Source organism: Saccharothrix sp. DSM 118769, from assembly GCF_052936295.1.
The window spans coordinates 1,376,061-1,390,455 of record NZ_CP193627.1; the positions used below are offsets into that span (position 1 = coordinate 1,376,061).

Annotated in this window: 14 protein-coding genes and 1 riboswitch; of the genes, 7 read left to right on the forward strand and 7 right to left on the reverse strand. The window is 72.6% G+C overall.

Annotated features, from left to right (window positions below; all coding sequences use genetic code 11):
- Positions 1 to 8: 8 nt before the first annotated feature.
- Positions 9 to 123, reverse strand: a riboswitch (SAM riboswitch).
- A gap of 98 nt (positions 124 to 221) precedes the next feature.
- Positions 222 to 1,205 carry a DNA polymerase III subunit delta gene (gene holA, locus ACRAKJ_RS06550; RefSeq protein ID WP_438919196.1) on the forward strand — a complete coding sequence of 328 codons (984 nt, stop codon included), beginning with the start codon at positions 222 to 224 and terminating at the stop codon, positions 1,203 to 1,205.
- A gap of 135 nt (positions 1,206 to 1,340) precedes the next feature.
- Here the strand turns inward: holA and rpsT are convergent, their stop codons facing one another.
- Together rpsT and ACRAKJ_RS06560 are read right to left on the reverse strand one after the other, a co-directional pair.
- A complete protein-coding gene (gene rpsT, locus ACRAKJ_RS06555; protein WP_447008893.1) occupies positions 1,341 to 1,601 on the reverse strand; it encodes a 30S ribosomal protein S20 in 261 nt (86 codons plus the stop codon).
- A gap of 131 nt (positions 1,602 to 1,732) precedes the next feature.
- Complete coding sequence (locus ACRAKJ_RS06560; protein WP_438926095.1) at positions 1,733 to 4,009, reverse strand: glycoside hydrolase family 3 N-terminal domain-containing protein; 2,277 nt, start codon at positions 4,007 to 4,009, stop codon at positions 1,733 to 1,735.
- A 193-nt stretch (positions 4,010 to 4,202) separates the two neighbouring features.
- Between ACRAKJ_RS06560 and ACRAKJ_RS06565 the strand changes: the two genes are divergently transcribed.
- Positions 4,203 to 5,006: a TSUP family transporter gene (locus tag ACRAKJ_RS06565; RefSeq protein WP_438926094.1), complete on the forward strand. Its 804-nt coding sequence runs from the start codon at positions 4,203 to 4,205 to the stop codon at positions 5,004 to 5,006.
- On the opposite strand, the gene ACRAKJ_RS06570 is transcribed toward ACRAKJ_RS06565, so the two are convergent.
- The 3 genes from ACRAKJ_RS06570 to ACRAKJ_RS06580 all read right to left on the reverse strand — a co-directional run bounded on the left by ACRAKJ_RS06570 (position 4,975) and on the right by ACRAKJ_RS06580 (position 7,049).
- Positions 4,975 to 5,754 carry a VOC family protein gene (locus tag ACRAKJ_RS06570; protein WP_438926093.1) on the reverse strand — a complete coding sequence of 260 codons (780 nt, stop codon included), beginning with the start codon at positions 5,752 to 5,754 and terminating at the stop codon, positions 4,975 to 4,977. The genes ACRAKJ_RS06565 and ACRAKJ_RS06570 overlap by 32 nt on opposite strands.
- Positions 5,755 to 5,890: 136 nt before the next feature.
- Positions 5,891 to 6,106 carry a hypothetical protein gene (locus ACRAKJ_RS06575; RefSeq protein WP_438926092.1) on the reverse strand — a complete coding sequence of 72 codons (216 nt, stop codon included), beginning with the start codon at positions 6,104 to 6,106 and terminating at the stop codon, positions 5,891 to 5,893.
- A gap of 1 nt (position 6,107) precedes the next feature.
- A complete protein-coding gene (locus ACRAKJ_RS06580) occupies positions 6,108 to 7,049 on the reverse strand; it encodes an SPFH domain-containing protein (protein ID WP_438926091.1) in 942 nt (313 codons plus the stop codon).
- Positions 7,050 to 7,322: 273 nt separating this feature from the next.
- On the opposite strand from ACRAKJ_RS06580, the gene ACRAKJ_RS06585 reads away from it, so the two are divergent.
- Complete coding sequence (locus ACRAKJ_RS06585; protein WP_438926090.1) at positions 7,323 to 7,691, forward strand: VOC family protein; 369 nt, start codon at positions 7,323 to 7,325, stop codon at positions 7,689 to 7,691.
- On the opposite strand, the gene ACRAKJ_RS06590 is transcribed toward ACRAKJ_RS06585, so the two are convergent.
- Positions 7,668 to 8,264, reverse strand: coding sequence for a methyltransferase domain-containing protein (locus tag ACRAKJ_RS06590; RefSeq protein ID WP_438926089.1), 597 nt, complete (start codon positions 8,262 to 8,264; stop codon positions 7,668 to 7,670). The genes ACRAKJ_RS06585 and ACRAKJ_RS06590 overlap by 24 nt on opposite strands.
- 138 nt (positions 8,265 to 8,402) lie before the next feature.
- Here ACRAKJ_RS06590 and ACRAKJ_RS06595 point away from each other — a divergent pair, with 138 nt between their 5' ends.
- Genes ACRAKJ_RS06595 through ACRAKJ_RS06605 form a run of 3 tightly spaced genes read left to right on the forward strand, consistent with a single transcriptional unit; the run spans position 8,403 to position 11,876 of the window.
- A complete protein-coding gene (locus tag ACRAKJ_RS06595; RefSeq protein WP_438926088.1) occupies positions 8,403 to 10,088 on the forward strand; it encodes a circularly permuted type 2 ATP-grasp protein in 1,686 nt (561 codons plus the stop codon).
- Complete coding sequence (locus tag ACRAKJ_RS06600) at positions 10,088 to 11,032, forward strand: alpha-E domain-containing protein (RefSeq protein WP_438926087.1); 945 nt, start codon at positions 10,088 to 10,090, stop codon at positions 11,030 to 11,032. Before ACRAKJ_RS06595 ends, ACRAKJ_RS06600 begins: the two co-directional genes overlap by 1 nt.
- Before the next feature lies 1 nt (position 11,033).
- Positions 11,034 to 11,876: a transglutaminase family protein gene (locus ACRAKJ_RS06605; RefSeq protein WP_438926086.1), complete on the forward strand. Its 843-nt coding sequence runs from the start codon at positions 11,034 to 11,036 to the stop codon at positions 11,874 to 11,876.
- A 3-nt stretch (positions 11,877 to 11,879) separates the two neighbouring features.
- Here ACRAKJ_RS06605 and ACRAKJ_RS06610 read toward each other — a convergent pair whose 3' ends face one another.
- Entirely contained in the window at positions 11,880 to 12,320 is a 441-nt protein-coding gene (locus ACRAKJ_RS06610; RefSeq protein ID WP_438926085.1) for a type II toxin-antitoxin system PemK/MazF family toxin, read from the reverse strand.
- Positions 12,321 to 12,423: 103 nt separating this feature from the next.
- On the opposite strand from ACRAKJ_RS06610, the gene lepA reads away from it, so the two are divergent.
- Positions 12,424 to 14,271, forward strand: a complete 1,848-nt coding sequence (lepA, locus tag ACRAKJ_RS06615) for a translation elongation factor 4 (protein WP_438926084.1) — start codon at positions 12,424 to 12,426, stop codon at positions 14,269 to 14,271.
- The last annotated feature ends 124 nt before the right edge of the window (positions 14,272 to 14,395 follow it).

Sequence of the window (14,395 nt, forward strand, 5' to 3'; positions counted from 1 at the left end):
GAGGTATCTCCTCATCTTTCCCGCGTCGCGGGTCGGAATTGGCACCGTGATCGCACAGCAGGTGCTGTGCGACGGGTTGCCGGGGCTTCTTCGGGCCGATCCCTCTGCCCCTCTGGATGAGCGGTATTCAGTTGTCGGCACTCAACGTACGACAGGATCCCGCTCCTCAGCCAGTTGCGTCCACCATCCGGACGCGGGACGGGCGTGGGAGGATCGCGCCCGTGAGTGCGCCCGCTGAGACGCCCGACGCCGTGCACCTGGTCGTCGGCGAGGAGGAGTTGCTGGTCGAGCGCGCTGTGCGCGGCGCGTTGGAGGTCGCGCGCAAAGCCGACCCGCAGGCCGACCTGACCAGGGTGCGGGTGACTGATCTCACCCCTCCTGAGCTGGCCGAACTGGTGAGCCCGTCGCTGTTCGCGGAGGGCCGGGTGGTCGCGCTGGAGGCCGCGCAGGAGGCCGGCAAGGAGATCGCCGACGCCGTGCTCGCCTACGCCAAGGCGCCCGCGGACGGGGTGACGCTCGTGGTGGTGCACAGCGGTGGCGGGCGCAGCAAGGTGGCCAAGGAGCTGCCGGCGGCGCTGCGGAAGGCCGGGGCGCGGGTGATCGAGTGCCCGAAGATGACCAAGGCGTCCGACCGCGAGGCTTTCGTGCGCAACGAGATCCGTTCCGCGGGCGGCGGCAAGGCCGATCCGGAGGCGGTGGCGGCGCTGATCGAGGCCGTCGGGTCGGACCTGCGCGAGCTGGCGGCGGCGGCGGCGCAGCTGGTGGCGGACACCGACGGCAAGGTCGACGCGGAGGCGGTCCGCCGCTACCACCGGGGGCGGGCCGAGGTGACCGGGTTCGCGGTGGCGGAGAAGGCCGTCATGGGTGACCGGGCGGGCGCGCTGGAGGCCCTGCGCTGGGCGATCCAGCTCGGCGTGCCGCACGTGCTGGTGGCCGACGCGCTGGCCGACGCGGTGCGCACGGTCGCGCGGGTGTCCGCGGTGGGGCGGGGCGACCCGTTCAAGCTGGCGGGCGAGCTCGGCATGCCGCCGTGGAAGGTGAAGAAGGCGCAGGGGCAGTCGCGTGGCTGGGAGGAGCGCGGGCTGGCCGAGGCGATGTCGGTCGTGGCGGACCTCAACGCGGACGTGAAGGGCTTCGCGGCCGATTCGGGCTACGCGCTGGAGCGGGCGGTGCTGAAGATCGTCGCGGTGCACGGGCGGCGCTGACCCACGCGAGGGGTGTCGACCTGCGCGAGGGGGGCTGACCTGTGCAGGCGGCGCCGGCCCGGGCGAGCGGTCGGCCCGGGAAAGCCGGAGCGCCGCCCACCCCGGGGGGTGGGCGGCGCTCCGGTGAAGTCCAGATCAGATCTGGTTGGCGCGCTTGGCCAGCGCCGACTTCTTGTTGGCGGCCTGGTTGGCGTGGATGACGCCCTTGGTGACGGCCTTGTCGAGCTTGCGGGAAGCCTCCCGCGCCAGCTCGGTGGCCTTCGCCTTGTCGCCCGCCTCAGCGGCCTCACGGAACTTGCGGATCGCGGTCTTGAGCGACGACTTGACGGCCTTGTTGCGCAGGCGCGCCTTCTCGTTGGTCTTGATCCGCTTCAGCTGGGACTTGATGTTCGCCACGCGAAAGCCACCTTATTCCTCGGTCTCGGAGTCGCACCGCGCTCGTTCATCGGCTCCGACCCCGGAACGGGGGCGGGTTTCCTCCACAGCGGAATGCCGCGCGGTACGACGGAGAAGGATATCAAGGCTGCTCACCGGACCGTGAACCCGGCCCTCCCGTCGCCCACCAGCACCTCGTAGGCGCCCCGGGCGACCTCGGGCTTGCCGTCGCCGTGCACGTCGCCCGCGGTCACCGCCAGGTGCTTGGTGGGGAAGCTCACCTCGACGGTGCGCTGCTCGTGGGCCTTGAGCGTGACGCGGGTGAAGCCGACCAGCCGCTGGTAGGGCGTGAGCACCTGGCTCACCGGCTGGTGCACGTACACCGGGACGACGACCGTGCCGTCGCGGTCGCCGGTGTTGGCCACCGCGACCGACAGCCTGACCTGGTCGTCGCGGCGGACCTCGGTCGACTTGAGGACCGGCGTGGAGGTGGTGAACGTGGTGTAGGACAGGCCGTGGCCGAAGGCGAACTGCGGGTCGTAGCTGGAGCTGGGGCCCGCGTTGGCGCCGCGCGGCTGGTCGTAGGAGAACGGCTGGTCGCCGACGGTCTTGGGCCACGACACCGCGAGCCTGCCGCTGGGGTTGACCGCGCCGAAGAGCACGTCGGCGATGGCGCTGCCGCCCTCCGAGCCCGGTAGCCAGCCCGCGACCAGGGCGGGGGCGTCGGCGACCGCGCCGAGCACCTGCGGCCGGCCGGTGAGCAGCACCGCGACGACCGGTTTGCCGGTCGCGCGCACGGCCGTGACCAGCGCCTGCTGCTCGGCGGTCAGCTCGGGCGACTCGGTGTCGGCGTCGCCCTCGGCGCCGGGGTCCTCGCCGAGCACGACGACCACGGCGTCGGCGTCGGCGGCCTGGGCGACCGCGTCGGCCTGGGTCGGGGCGTTGACGACGTCCGTCGTGGGCGCGGCGGCGCGGATGCCCTGGAGCACGGTGACGGTGGGCGGCAGCGGGGAGCCGGACGGGATGCCCTGCCAGCCGACCGTCCAGCCGCCGAGCTGGCGGGCGACCGAGTCGGCCGCGTCACCGGTCACGACGAGCTTGCGGGCGCCCGTGGACAGCGGCAGGACACCGTCGTTGCGCAGCAGGACCGTGCCCTCGGCCGCGGCCTGGCGGGCCAGCTGCCGGTCGGCGCCGTCGACGATCGCGTCCGCCTTCGCCTCGTCCACGAACGGCTTCTCGAACAGGCCCAGCTGGAACTTGAGGGTGAGGATGCGGCGCACCGCCTGGTCGATGCGCCTGCCGCTGATGGCCCCGCCGCGGACGTTCGCCAGCAGGCCGGAGGTGAACTCGGCGGCGTTGGAGGGTTCCATCGCCATGTCCACGCCCGCGTTGACGGCCAGCGCGATGGCCTCCCGGTAGTCGGCGGCCACGTGGTAGCGGTCGACCAGGAAGCGGATGTCCTCCCAGTCGGTGATGGCCACGCCTCGGAAGCCCATGCGGTCGCGCAACTGCTCGGTGAGCAGGTACTTCGAGGCGTGGGCGGGCACGCCGTTCACCGCGCCGGAGTTGATCATGACGGTGCCGACGCCCGCGTCGAACTGCGCCTGGAAGGCGGGCAGGACGGTGTCCTGGAGGTGGCGGATGGGCAGTTGCGCGGGCGCGCGGTCGTGGCCGTTGAACGGCTCGGAGTAGCCCGCGAAGTGCTTGGCGGTCGCGGTGAGCTTCGCGGTGCCGTCGGCCGGTCCCTGCTGGCCGCGCACGTTGGCCGCCGCCAGCGAGCCCGCCAGCACCGGGTCCTCGCTGTAGGTCTCGTAGTAGCGGCCCCAGCGGGTGTCGCGGGCCAGGTCGGAGACCGGGGCGAAGTTCCAGAACACGCCGGTCGCGCGCATCGCCTCGCCGGTGGAGGCGCCGATCCGCTCCTGCAGGTCCGGGTTCCAGGTCGCGCCCAGGCCCACCTGGTGCGGGAACATGGTGGCGCTGAGCACGTTCGAGTGGCCGTGCACGCCGTCGGCGCCGTAGATGACCGGGATCTTGAGCCGGCTGTGGTCGAGTGCGAACTTCTGGACGGCGTTGGTCATCTTCGCCCACTCGCGGGGCGTGTTCGGGTTGGGCGCGTCGCCGCCGCCGGAGAGGATCGAGCCGACCTTCGCGTCCTCCAGGACGGCCTTCATGCAGTCCTCGCGCAGCGGGCCGGCGTTCCACTCGCAGTTGCCCCGCAGCTTGCCGAGGCGGATCTGGGTCATCTGGCCGACCTTCTCCTCCAGCGTCATCCGCCGCAGGAGGTCGTCGACGCGGCGGTCGACGGGGGCGCGGGCGTCGGTGTAGTCGCTGCCGCCCGGTTCCATCACGCCGCTCGCCTGCGCTCCGGTGACCAGCATGGCCAGCACGGCCAGGGCGCCGATGGCGGTGCGCTTGCGGGATCTCAGCATCGAGGACCTCCCGGGACGAGGGGCGTGGGCGGGGGAGAAGGCGCGAGGAGGGTGTGGGCGGGGCGGTTCGACTCACCCTCCCGGTGTGAGGTGGCGCACACCAGGGCCGAATGGCGCATTCTGGGAGCGCTCCCAACCGCTTTGCGCAGGTAAGGGGTGAAATGCAGTACGCCTGTCCTGTTAAATACTGTGCGTGACCACCGCTCTCGACTGGCCCGGGTTCGGGCACGTCTCGCTCGCCGCCCTGCTGTTCCTGTGCCTCGCCGCCGCGCTCGCGGGCGCGGTGGACGCGGTCGTCGGCGGCGGGGGCCTGATCCAGTTGCCCGCGCTGCTGCTCGTCGCGCCCGGCGGGCAGCCGCTGTACGCGTTGGCCACGAGCAAGGTGGCCGCGGTCGTGGGCACCGCGGCGGCGGTGCGGACCTACACGCGGCAGACGTCGGTCGACTGGTGGGCGGCGCTGCCGATGGCGGCGGCGGCGTTCGGCGGCGCGGTGGGCGGCGCGGCGTTCGCGGGGGCGCTGGCGCCGGGCACGTTGAACGCCGTGGTGCTCGTGGCGCTGGTCGGCGTCGGCGCCTACACGTGGCGCAAGCCCGCGTTGGGGGTGGCCGAGACGCCCCGGTTCACGCGTGCCGCGCAGATCGGGGTGATGGCGCTCGGCGGCGCGGTGATCGGCTTCTACGACGGGCTGGCCGGGCCGGGCACCGGCGCGTTCCTGGTGTTCCTGCTGGTGGGGGTGGTCGGGTTCGCGTTCCTGCGCGCCTCGGCCACGGCGAAGCTGGTGAACGTGGCGACGAACCTGGGCGCGCTGTTCTACTTCGTCCCGGCGGGCAAGGTGCTGTGGGGGCTCGCGGCGGTGCTCGCGGTGTGCAACACGGCCGGCGCGGTGTTCGGCGCCCGGCTCGCCGTGCGGCGGGGGTCGGCGTTCGTGCGCCGGGTGTTCCTCACCGTCGTGGTGGCGCTCGTGGTCAGCCTGGGGTGGAAGGCGGCGGTTGGATGAGCCGGAACGTGGCGCCCATCGGGTCACCAGCCGTGGTGAACCGGCCGAACGGGGAGTCCACGACCTCGCCGACGGTGACGCCGCCCAGGGCGCGCACCCGCCGTGCCGACTCCTCGGCGTCGGACACCGCGAAGCAGGTCATCCAGTGCGGCGGGATCTCGGCGGGAACCCCGTCGGTCATGCCGAACACGCCGGCCACGGCCCGGCCGTCGACGGTCAGCCGCGTGTAGGGCAGGTCCGGCACCGGGTCCAGGCCCAGGCCGAACACGTCCCGGTAGAACTCCGCCGCGCCGAACGGGTCGCGGGTGGCGAGCTCGTTCCACACCACCGCGCCCGGTTCGCCCACCACGTACGCGCCGATGTGCGTGCCCGCCTCCCACAGGCCGAACGCCGCGCCCGTCGGGTCGACCGCGATGGCGCTGCGCCCCAGGTCGCCGGCGTCCACCTCCGGCACGAGCACCGTGCCGCCGGCCGCGCCCAGCGCGTCCAGGGACTCGTCGAGGTCGTCCGTGGCGAGGTAGGTGGTCCACACGACGGGGAACGCCGCGCCGGGCGGCATCCCGTCGAACCCGGCCACGGGCAGGCCGCGCACGAGGGCGTTGGTGCGGTACCCGCTGTCGGGGCCGCCGACCTCGAAGTCCCAGCCGAACAGGCCGCCGTAGAACGCCGTCGTCGCGTCCCGGTCGGTGGTCATCATGGCCACCCACGCCGGGGTGCCCGGCGCGTACGGGGCGTTCAGCTCGGTCACCGGCACAACGGTCGCACCGGCTCCGGGGGTCCGCCAGTCGATCACGCCGGTCGATCACGTTCGGTGAGGCTGCTGGTGAAGGGGGCCGGGAACGCCGGGCGCCGCCGACACGGGGTGCGTCGGCGGCGCGGGCTGGTCAGTCCTCGGAGGGGGCCGGTTCCGACTTGCGGGGCCGGCCGCGCTTGGGCGGGGCCGCCGCGCCCGAGGGCAGGCGGCCCGCTTCGGCGAGGGCCCGGCGCAGCAGGAACTCGATCTGCGCGTTGGTGCTGCGCAGCTCGTCGTTCGCCCACCGGGCCAGGGCGTCGTGCACCGCCGGGTCGAGGCGCAGCAGGACGCTCTTGCGGTCGGCCACGTCAGTGGTACAGCGACCCGGTGTTGACGATCGGTTGGGTGGACTTGTCGCCGCACAGCACCACCAGCAGGTTCGACACCATCGCCGCCTTGCGCTCCTCGTCCAGTTCCACCACGTCCTGCTCGGCGAGCCGGTCCAGCGCCAGCTGCACCATCCCGACCGCGCCCTCCACGATCTTCGACCGCGCCGCGACCACCGCGCCCGCCTGCTGGCGCTGGAGCATCGCCTGCGCGATCTCCGGAGCGTAGGCCAGGTGCGTCAGGCGCGACTCGATCACCTTCACGCCGGCCGCCTGCACGCGTGCCGCGATCTCCACCGACAGCGTCTCGGTGATCTCGTCGGCGTTCTCCCGCAGCGACAGCCCGGCCTCGTCGTGGTTGTCGTACGGGTAGCTGGTGGCGATGTGCCGCACGGCGGTCTCGGTCTGGATGCCCACGAACCGCACGAAGTCGTCCACCTCGAACTTGGCCCGCGCGGTGTCCTCGACCTGCCACACCACCACGGCGGCGATCTCGATGGGGTTGCCGTCGGCGTCGTTGACCTTGAGCGCGGCGGTCTCGTGGTTGCGGATGCGGGTCGAGACCTTCACCTTCGTGGCGAACGGGTTGGCCCAGCGCAAGCCGTCGCGCCGCACGGTGCCGATGTAGCGGCCCGCGAACTGGAGCACCCGCACCTCGCCCGGCGCCACGGTGAACAGGCCGCCCGACACGACGGAACCGGCCACCACGACCAGCGAGCCGATCACGATCCCCGCCGCGCTCGGTCCCGCGTCCGGGCCGTCGGGGATCGCGGAGAGCACGATCACCAGCGCGCCCAGCGCCATCGCGGCGATCGAACCGCCCAGCACGCCCCAGCCCGACACGTGCTTCGCGTCGCGCTCCCGCACCACGGGAGTCGGCATCCTCACGGCCACGTCCATCGCCGCTTCCACGACCGGGTCCATCGCTCCACCCCTCAGTTCATATCTTGTGCTTAGCAAAGTGATATCACTTTTCCGAGGGGTGTGGCAAGCGGGTCGGGCAAGCGGGTCGGGCAAGCGGGTCGCGCGCGGAGGACGGTGACCGGCTCGTCGAGGTCTTCGTCGGGCCCGCCGCGGTCGGTGGGCGGGCACGGGCGTCCTGCGCCGCGCGCGGTTGGTGCGAGGCGGGGCGGGCCGACGGGTTCCCGCCGCACGTCCGGATGGCGCTCGACGTGCGCCTGTGATCGCCTGGGCGGCGTGGAGATCCTGAGCAGCCGCGTCCTCGTCCGCTCGACCGACCCCGGGCGCGCCCGCGCGTTCTACCGGGACGTCCTCGGCCTCGCCGTGCACCGCGAGTTCCCGGGCGGCACGGTGTTCTTCCTCGGCGGCGGGTTCCTGGAGGTGTCCGGGGACGCCGACGAGGGGCCCACCGCCGCCACCCAGCTCTGGGTGCAGGTGCGCGACCTCGCCGCCGCCGCCGAGGAGCTGGCCGACCACGTCACGCGCCCCGCCCGCCGCGAGCCGTGGGGCCTGGACGAGATGTGGATCGCCGACCCCGACGGGCGGCGGATCGTGCTCGTCGAGGTCCCCGCGGAGCACCCGCTACGCCGGGACGTCCGCGAGTAGCTGCACGGTGGGCGGCAGCACGCCGCCGTGCCGCTGGAGCGACGTGCGGACGTTCGCGAACCCGGCCAGCTCCGCCTCCCGCATCAGGTCGTACTCGGAGGTGTCCAGTGCCATCCGGCGCACCGACACGACGAGCCGCCCGCCCGGCCGCAGCACGCGGCGCAGCTCGTGGAACGCCGCCGCCCGGTTGCCCCACAGCTGGAGGTTGTCGACCGAGACCACCACGTCCACCGACGCCGCCGGCTGCCCGGTCCGCGCCGCCGCGCCCTCGCGCAGCTCGACCCGGCCGGCCACGATCAGCTCGGCGCAGCGGTCGCGCGCCTCGTCCAGCATGACCTGCGACGGGTCGACGCCGATCGCCTTGAGCGCGCGTTCGCCGGCCAGCTTGAGACCGACGCCGGGGCCGGGGCCGAGGACGAGCACGACCTCCTCCGCCGTCGGGGCGGCCACCTCGACGACGTGCTCCTCGACCTTCGCGTTGAGCTTGGCCATCACGCGCCCGCCCAGCTCGCCCACCTTGCCGCGGGGGTGGCCGAACGCCGCGTCGAGCGCCTTCATGAGGTTGTCCGCCATGCCCCCAGCGTCGCCGCAACCGATTGCGCGCCGCATCGGGGATTTCCCGGAGACCGGTCCGGAGATTGTTTCCGGGGTGTTTCCGTCCTGCACATCAAAGGTCCGGGGTAGTGCTTTCCGGGCATTCCCGCAGTAAAGATGTGGACCATGACGACTCCACGGGCCCGCACGTCGGGGCTGCGCCGCTCCCCGGCCCGCGCCGTCGCACGGGCCGGGGAGCTGTTCGACGGCTACCTCGACCCCACCCGCCCGCACGCCGAGGCGTACGACGAGATGTTCGGCCCGGACGCCTCGGTGCGCCCCGCCTACCGCGCGCTGTACGACTCGATCGCGCCGTCGCGGGTGAGCGAGCTGAGCGCCCGCTCCGAGGCGCTGGACCGGGCGTTCGTCGACCAGGGCATCACGTTCTCGCTGTCCGGGCAGGAGCGGCCGTTCCCGCTCGACCTCATCCCGCGCGTCATCACCGCCTCCGAGTGGTCCAGGCTGGAGCGCGGCATCGTGCAGCGCGTGCGGGCGCTGGAGATGTTCCTGGCGGACATCTACGGCGACGCCCAGATCGTGCGCGACGGCGTGCTGCCGCGCCGGCTCATCACCTCGTGCGAGCACTTCCACCGCGAGGCCGCGCTGATCAAGCCGCCCAACGGCGTGCGCGTCCACGTGTCGGGCGTGGACCTGGTGCGCGACGAGGCGGGCGTGTTCCGCGTGCTGGAGGACAACCTGCGCTGCCCGTCGGGCGTGTCCTACGTGGTGGAGAACCGCCGCACGATGGCGCGCGTCTTCCCGGACCTGTTCGCCCGGCACCGGGTGCGCGCCGTCGACGACTACGCCGTGCACCTGCTGCGCGCCCTGCGCAACGCCGCGGCGCCCAACGCCGCCGACCCGACCGTCGTCGTGCTCACGCCGGGCATCGCGAACTCCGCGTACTTCGAGCACTCGCTGCTGGCCCGCCAGATGGGCGTGGAGCTGGTCGAGGGCCGCGACCTGTTCTGCCGCGACAACGCCGTCTACCTGCGCACCACCGAGGGCGAGCGGAAGGTCGACGTGGTCTACCGGCGCATCGACGACGACTTCCTCGACCCCGTGCACTTCCGGCCGGACTCGGTGCTCGGCGTCGCGGGCCTGCTCAACGCCGCCCGCGCCGGCAACGTCGTCGTCGCCAACGCGGTCGGCAACGGCGTGGCCGACGACAAGCTCGTCTACACCTACCTGCCCGAGATCCTGCAGTACTACCTGGGCGAGAAACCGCTGCTGCCCAACGTGGACACGTTCCGCTGCTGGCTGCCCGAGGAGCGCGCCCACGTCCTCGACCACCTCGACGAGCTGGTGGTGAAACCGGTGGACGGCTCCGGCGGCTACGGCATCGTGTTCGGCCCGTACGCCACCCCGCGCGCGCTGGCGGCGCTGCGCCGCGGCATCCGGACCAACCCGCGCGGCTGGATCGCGCAGCCCGTCGTGCAGCTGTCCACCGTGCCGACGAAGGTGGGCGACCGGCTCGTGCCCCGGCACGTGGACCTGCGGCCGTTCGCGGTCAACGACGGCAACTCCGTCTTCGTGCTGCCCGGCGGCCTGACCCGGGTGGCGCTGCCCGAGGGCAGCCTCGTCGTGAACTCCTCGCAGGGCGGCGGTTCCAAGGACACGTGGGTGCTCGCGCCCCGGTCGTCCACGCTGGACCGCGAGCTGGCCGAGCCCGGCCTCGCGCGGCCGGACGGGGAGTCCTCGCCCGCCGCCGAGCAGGGGCCCGAGCTGACCACGTCGCAGCAACAGCAGCAACAACAGCAACAACAGCAACGGCAGGTGTCCCCACCGGCGTCGGAGGAGGCGTGATGCTGGCCCGCAACGCGGAATCGCTCTACTGGATCGGCCGGTACGTCGAACGCGCCGACGACACCGCGCGCATCCTCGACGTGTCGGTGCACCAGCTGCTGGAGGACGCCACGGTCGACCCGGACTCGACCAGCCGCGCCCTGCTGGGCGTGCTCGGCATCCCCGCGCCCGGCGACGCCTCGTTCGACGTGTGGTCGCTCACCGAGCTGGTCGCCTACTCGCGCGACCACGCCGGGTCGATCATCGCCTCGATCACCAGCGCCCGGGAGAACACCCGCGGCGCGCGCGAGGTGGTGTCCACCGAGATGTGGGAGTGCCTCAACGCGATGTACAACGCCGTCGAGGAGCGCAAGGCGTACGCCCGCGCGATGGGCCCGCACGCGTTCTTCACGTTCGTGGAGGAGCGGGCGGCGATGTTCGCGGGCCTGGCCGACTCCACGATGAGCCGCGACGACGGCTGGCGGTTCCTGGTGCTCGGCCGGTCCGTGGAGCGCGTCGACATGATCGTGCGGCTGCTGCTGTCCCGCGTCGGCGACAAGGCGAACTCGCCGGGCTGGGTGACCGTGCTGAAGTCGGCGGGCGCCCACGACACGTACCTGCGCACCTACCGGGGCGCGCTGGACGCCTCGCGGGTCGCCCAGTTCCTGCTGCTCGACCGGCTGTTCCCGCGCTCGGTGTTCCACGCCCTGCGGCAGGCCGAAGCCTGCCTGGAGCAGCTCGACCACCAGCCGACCGTGCGGGTCGGGGCCCGGGCCGAGGCGCTGCGCCTGCTCGGTCGCGCCCGCAGCGACCTGGAGTTCCTGCGGCCCCACGACCTGCTCGAACACCTGCCGCGCCGGCTCAAGGCGCTCCAGGTGACCGTGCGCGACGTCGGCGAGGCCGTCTCCCAGCAGTACTTCCACACGGCGCCGTGGGTCGCCTGGACGAACGCCGAGGTGGTCTGACGTGTCGTGGCGCGTGCGGGTCGTCCACACCACCGGGTACCGGTACGAACTGCCGGTCACGCAGAGCTACAACGAGGCGCGGATGACGCCGCGCGCCGACCGGCGGCAGAACGTCGTGGTCACCCGCGTGGAGACCACGCCCGCGACCCGCGCCTACCGCTACACCGACTACTGGGGCACCGAGGTCACCTCGTTCGACCTGCACGCGCCGCACGTGGAGCTGAAGGTCGTGGCCTCGTCGGTGGTGGAGACCGGGCCCGAGGAGGAGCCGGTGCGCACCGCCTCGTGGGCCGACCTCCGCGCGGACGCCCTGGTGGACCGCTACACCGAGTTCCTGGGCTGGACGGCCTACGTGCCGCGCGACCGCGAGCTGGCCGCCGTGGCGCGGGGCCTGCGCAAGGGGCTGGGCCCGGCCGACGCCGTGCTGGCCGCCTCGAACTGGGTCCACGAGCAGCTGACCTACCGGTCGGGCACGACCGGCGTGCACAGCTCGGCGACCGACGCGTGGCAGGCCCGCGAGGGGGTGTGCCAGGACTACGCGCACGTCACGCTCGTGCTGCTGCGCGCGATGGGCGTCCCGGCCCGGTACGTGTCCGGCTACCTGCACACCAAACCGGACGGCGAGGTGCGCGAGACCGTGCGCGGCGAGAGCCACGCGTGGGTCGAGGCGTGGACGGGCGGCTGGTGGGGGCACGACCCGACCAACGGCATCCCGGTCGGGCCGCGCCACGTCTGGGTCGCCCACGGCCGCGACTACGCCGACGTGGCGCCGCTCAAGGGCATCTACTCGGGCGGCGCGTCGTCGGCGCTGGAGGTCACGGTCGAGGTGACCCGGCTGGCCTGAGCCCTACTTCCAGCCCAGCCGGCGCAGCGCGTCCACGACCAGCGAGAACCGCTCCGGTTCGAGGACCGAGCCCTCGCGGCGGATGCCGTCCTCGGCCAGTTCGAACACGCGGTCCAGCCGCAGGTAGGAGTGGCGGCCGTCGCGGTCCCAGCGGCCCGTGCCCAGGTCGAGGTGGTCGTCCTGCTCCTCGGGCCGGTTCGGGGGCCTGCTGGTCAGCATGAGCGCCAGCAGGGTGCGGCGGTGCCTGCCGACCACCAGCAGCGGGCGGTCCTTGCCCCGGTCCGGGTCCTCCTCGAAGGGCACCCACGCCCACACGACCTCGCCGGGGTCGGCCAGGCCGTCCAGGTCGGGGGAGTACTCCAGGGTCGCCGCCGCGTGGGCCGCCGTGTGGACCTCCCGCACCGCGCCCCGGGCCGGTCGCGGGTCCTCTCCGTTCGCGTGCACGGCGGGCAGCCTATGGCCTCGGTCACGCCCGCGAGGCCCGGCCCGGCGGCGTGGCATGAGAGAATGGGGCGATTCCCCCGTCCTTCTTGTGCGAGGAACCTTCGTGACCACGTTCGCCGACCAGACGTTCACGCCTCCGGAGCTGATCCGGAACTTCTGCATCATCGCGCACATCGACCACGGCAAGTCCACCCTGGCCGACCGCATGCTGCAGCTCACCGGCGTGGTCGACGCCCGGGCGATGCGCGCGCAGTACCTCGACCGGATGGACATCGAACGCGAGCGCGGCATCACGATCAAGGCGCAGAACGTGCGGCTCCCGTGGCAGGTCGGGGGGCAGGACCACGTCCTGCACATGATCGACACGCCGGGCCACGTCGACTTCACCTACGAGGTGTCCCGCGCGCTGGAGGCGTGCGAGGGGACGGTCCTGCTGGTCGACGCCGCGCAGGGCATCGAGGCGCAGACGCTGGCCAACCTGTACCTGGCGATGGAGAACGACCTCACCATCATCCCGGTGCTGAACAAGATCGACCTGCCCGCCGCGGACCCCGACAAGTACGCCAAGGAGCTCGCCCACATCGTCGGGTGCGAGCCCGAGGAGGTGCTGCGCGTCTCGGCCAAGACCGGCCTGGGCGTCGGGGCGCTGCTGGACGAGGTCGTGAAGCGGGTGCCGGCCCCGGTCGGCGACGCGGACGCCCCGCCCCGCGCGATGATCTTCGACTCGGTCTACGACACCTACCGCGGCGTCGTCACCTACATCCGCGTGGTCGACGGCAAGATCACCCCGCGCCAGCGCATCCGGATGATGTCGACCAACGCGACCCACGAGCTGCTGGAAGTCGGCATCATCTCGCCCGAGCCGAAGCCGAGCGTCGGCCTGGGCGTCGGCGAGGTGGGCTACCTGATCACCGGCGTGAAGGACGTGCGCCAGTCGAAGGTCGGCGACACCGTGACGTCGGAGAAGAAGGGCGCCACCCAGCCGCTGGCCGGGTACCGCGAGCCGCGGCCGATGGTGTACTCGGGCCTCTACCCGGTGGACGGCTCGGACTACCCGATCCTGCGCGAGGCGCTGGAGAAGCTCCAGCTCAACGACGCCGCGCTCACGTTCGAGCCGGAGACGTCCGCGGCGCTGGGCTTCGGCTTCCGCTGCGGCTTCCTCGGCCTGCTGCACCTGGAGATCACCCGCGACCGGCTGGAGCGCGAGTTCGGCCTCGACCTCATCTCGACCGCGCCGAACGTGGTGTACCGGGTCGTGATGGAGGACGGGACGGTGCACGTCGTGACCAACCCGTCCGACTGGCCCGACGGCAAGCGCGCCGAGGTGTACGAGCCCGTCACCCGGTGCACGATCATCGCGCCCAGCGACTACATCGGCGCGATCATGGAGCTGTGCCAGGCCAAGCGCGGCCAGCTGGGCGGCATGGACTACCTGTCCGAGGACCGCGTGGAGCTGCGCTACACGATGCCGCTCGGCGAGATCATCTTCGACTTCTTCGACGCCCTGAAGTCGCGCACGCGCGGCTACGCGTCGCTGGACTACGAGGAGTCGGGCGAGCAGGAGGCCGAGCTGGTCAAGGTGGACATCCTGCTCCAGGGCGAGCCGGTGGACGCCTTCAGCGCGATCGTGCACAAGGACCACGCCTACGGCTACGGCACGCGGATGGCCACGAAGCTGCGCGAGCTGATCCCGCGGCAGCAGTTCGAGGTGCCGATCCAGGCGGCCATCGGCGCGCGCGTGATCGCCCGCGAGACGATCCGCGCGATCCGCAAGGACGTCCTCGCGAAGTGCTACGGCGGTGACATCACCCGCAAGCGCAAGCTGCTGGAGAAGCAGAAGGAGGGCAAGAAGCGGATGAAGATGGTGGGCCGGGTCGAGGTTCCCCAGGAGGCCTTCGTCGCCGCGCTGTCCACCGATGACTCCGGCGGCAAGGACAAGGGCAAGAAGTAGGACCCGCGGTCGCGTCCCCGTCGATCCCCGTCCCCGGGCGGGTGGTCGGCGGGGATCGTCGTTCCCGGGCCCAGGGCGGCGAAAGGGCCCCGGGGATGACGAAAGGGCCCTCAGGACGTCCCTG

Bases quoted from the DNA above. Each gene is read 5' to 3' on its own strand.
- ACRAKJ_RS06560 (WP_438926095.1), bottom strand. From the start codon at position 4,009: ATGCTGAGATCCCGCAAGCGCACCGCCATCGGCGCCCTGGCCGTGCTG.
- ACRAKJ_RS06580 (WP_438926091.1), bottom strand. From the start codon at position 7,049: ATGGACCCGGTCGTGGAAGCGGCGATGGACGTGGCCGTGAGGATGCCG.
- ACRAKJ_RS06590 (WP_438926089.1), bottom strand. From the start codon at position 8,264: ATGGCGGACAACCTCATGAAGGCGCTCGACGCGGCGTTCGGCCACCCC.
- ACRAKJ_RS06595 (WP_438926088.1), top strand. From the start codon at position 8,403: ATGTGGACCATGACGACTCCACGGGCCCGCACGTCGGGGCTGCGCCGC.
- ACRAKJ_RS06600 (WP_438926087.1), top strand. From the start codon at position 10,088: ATGCTGGCCCGCAACGCGGAATCGCTCTACTGGATCGGCCGGTACGTC.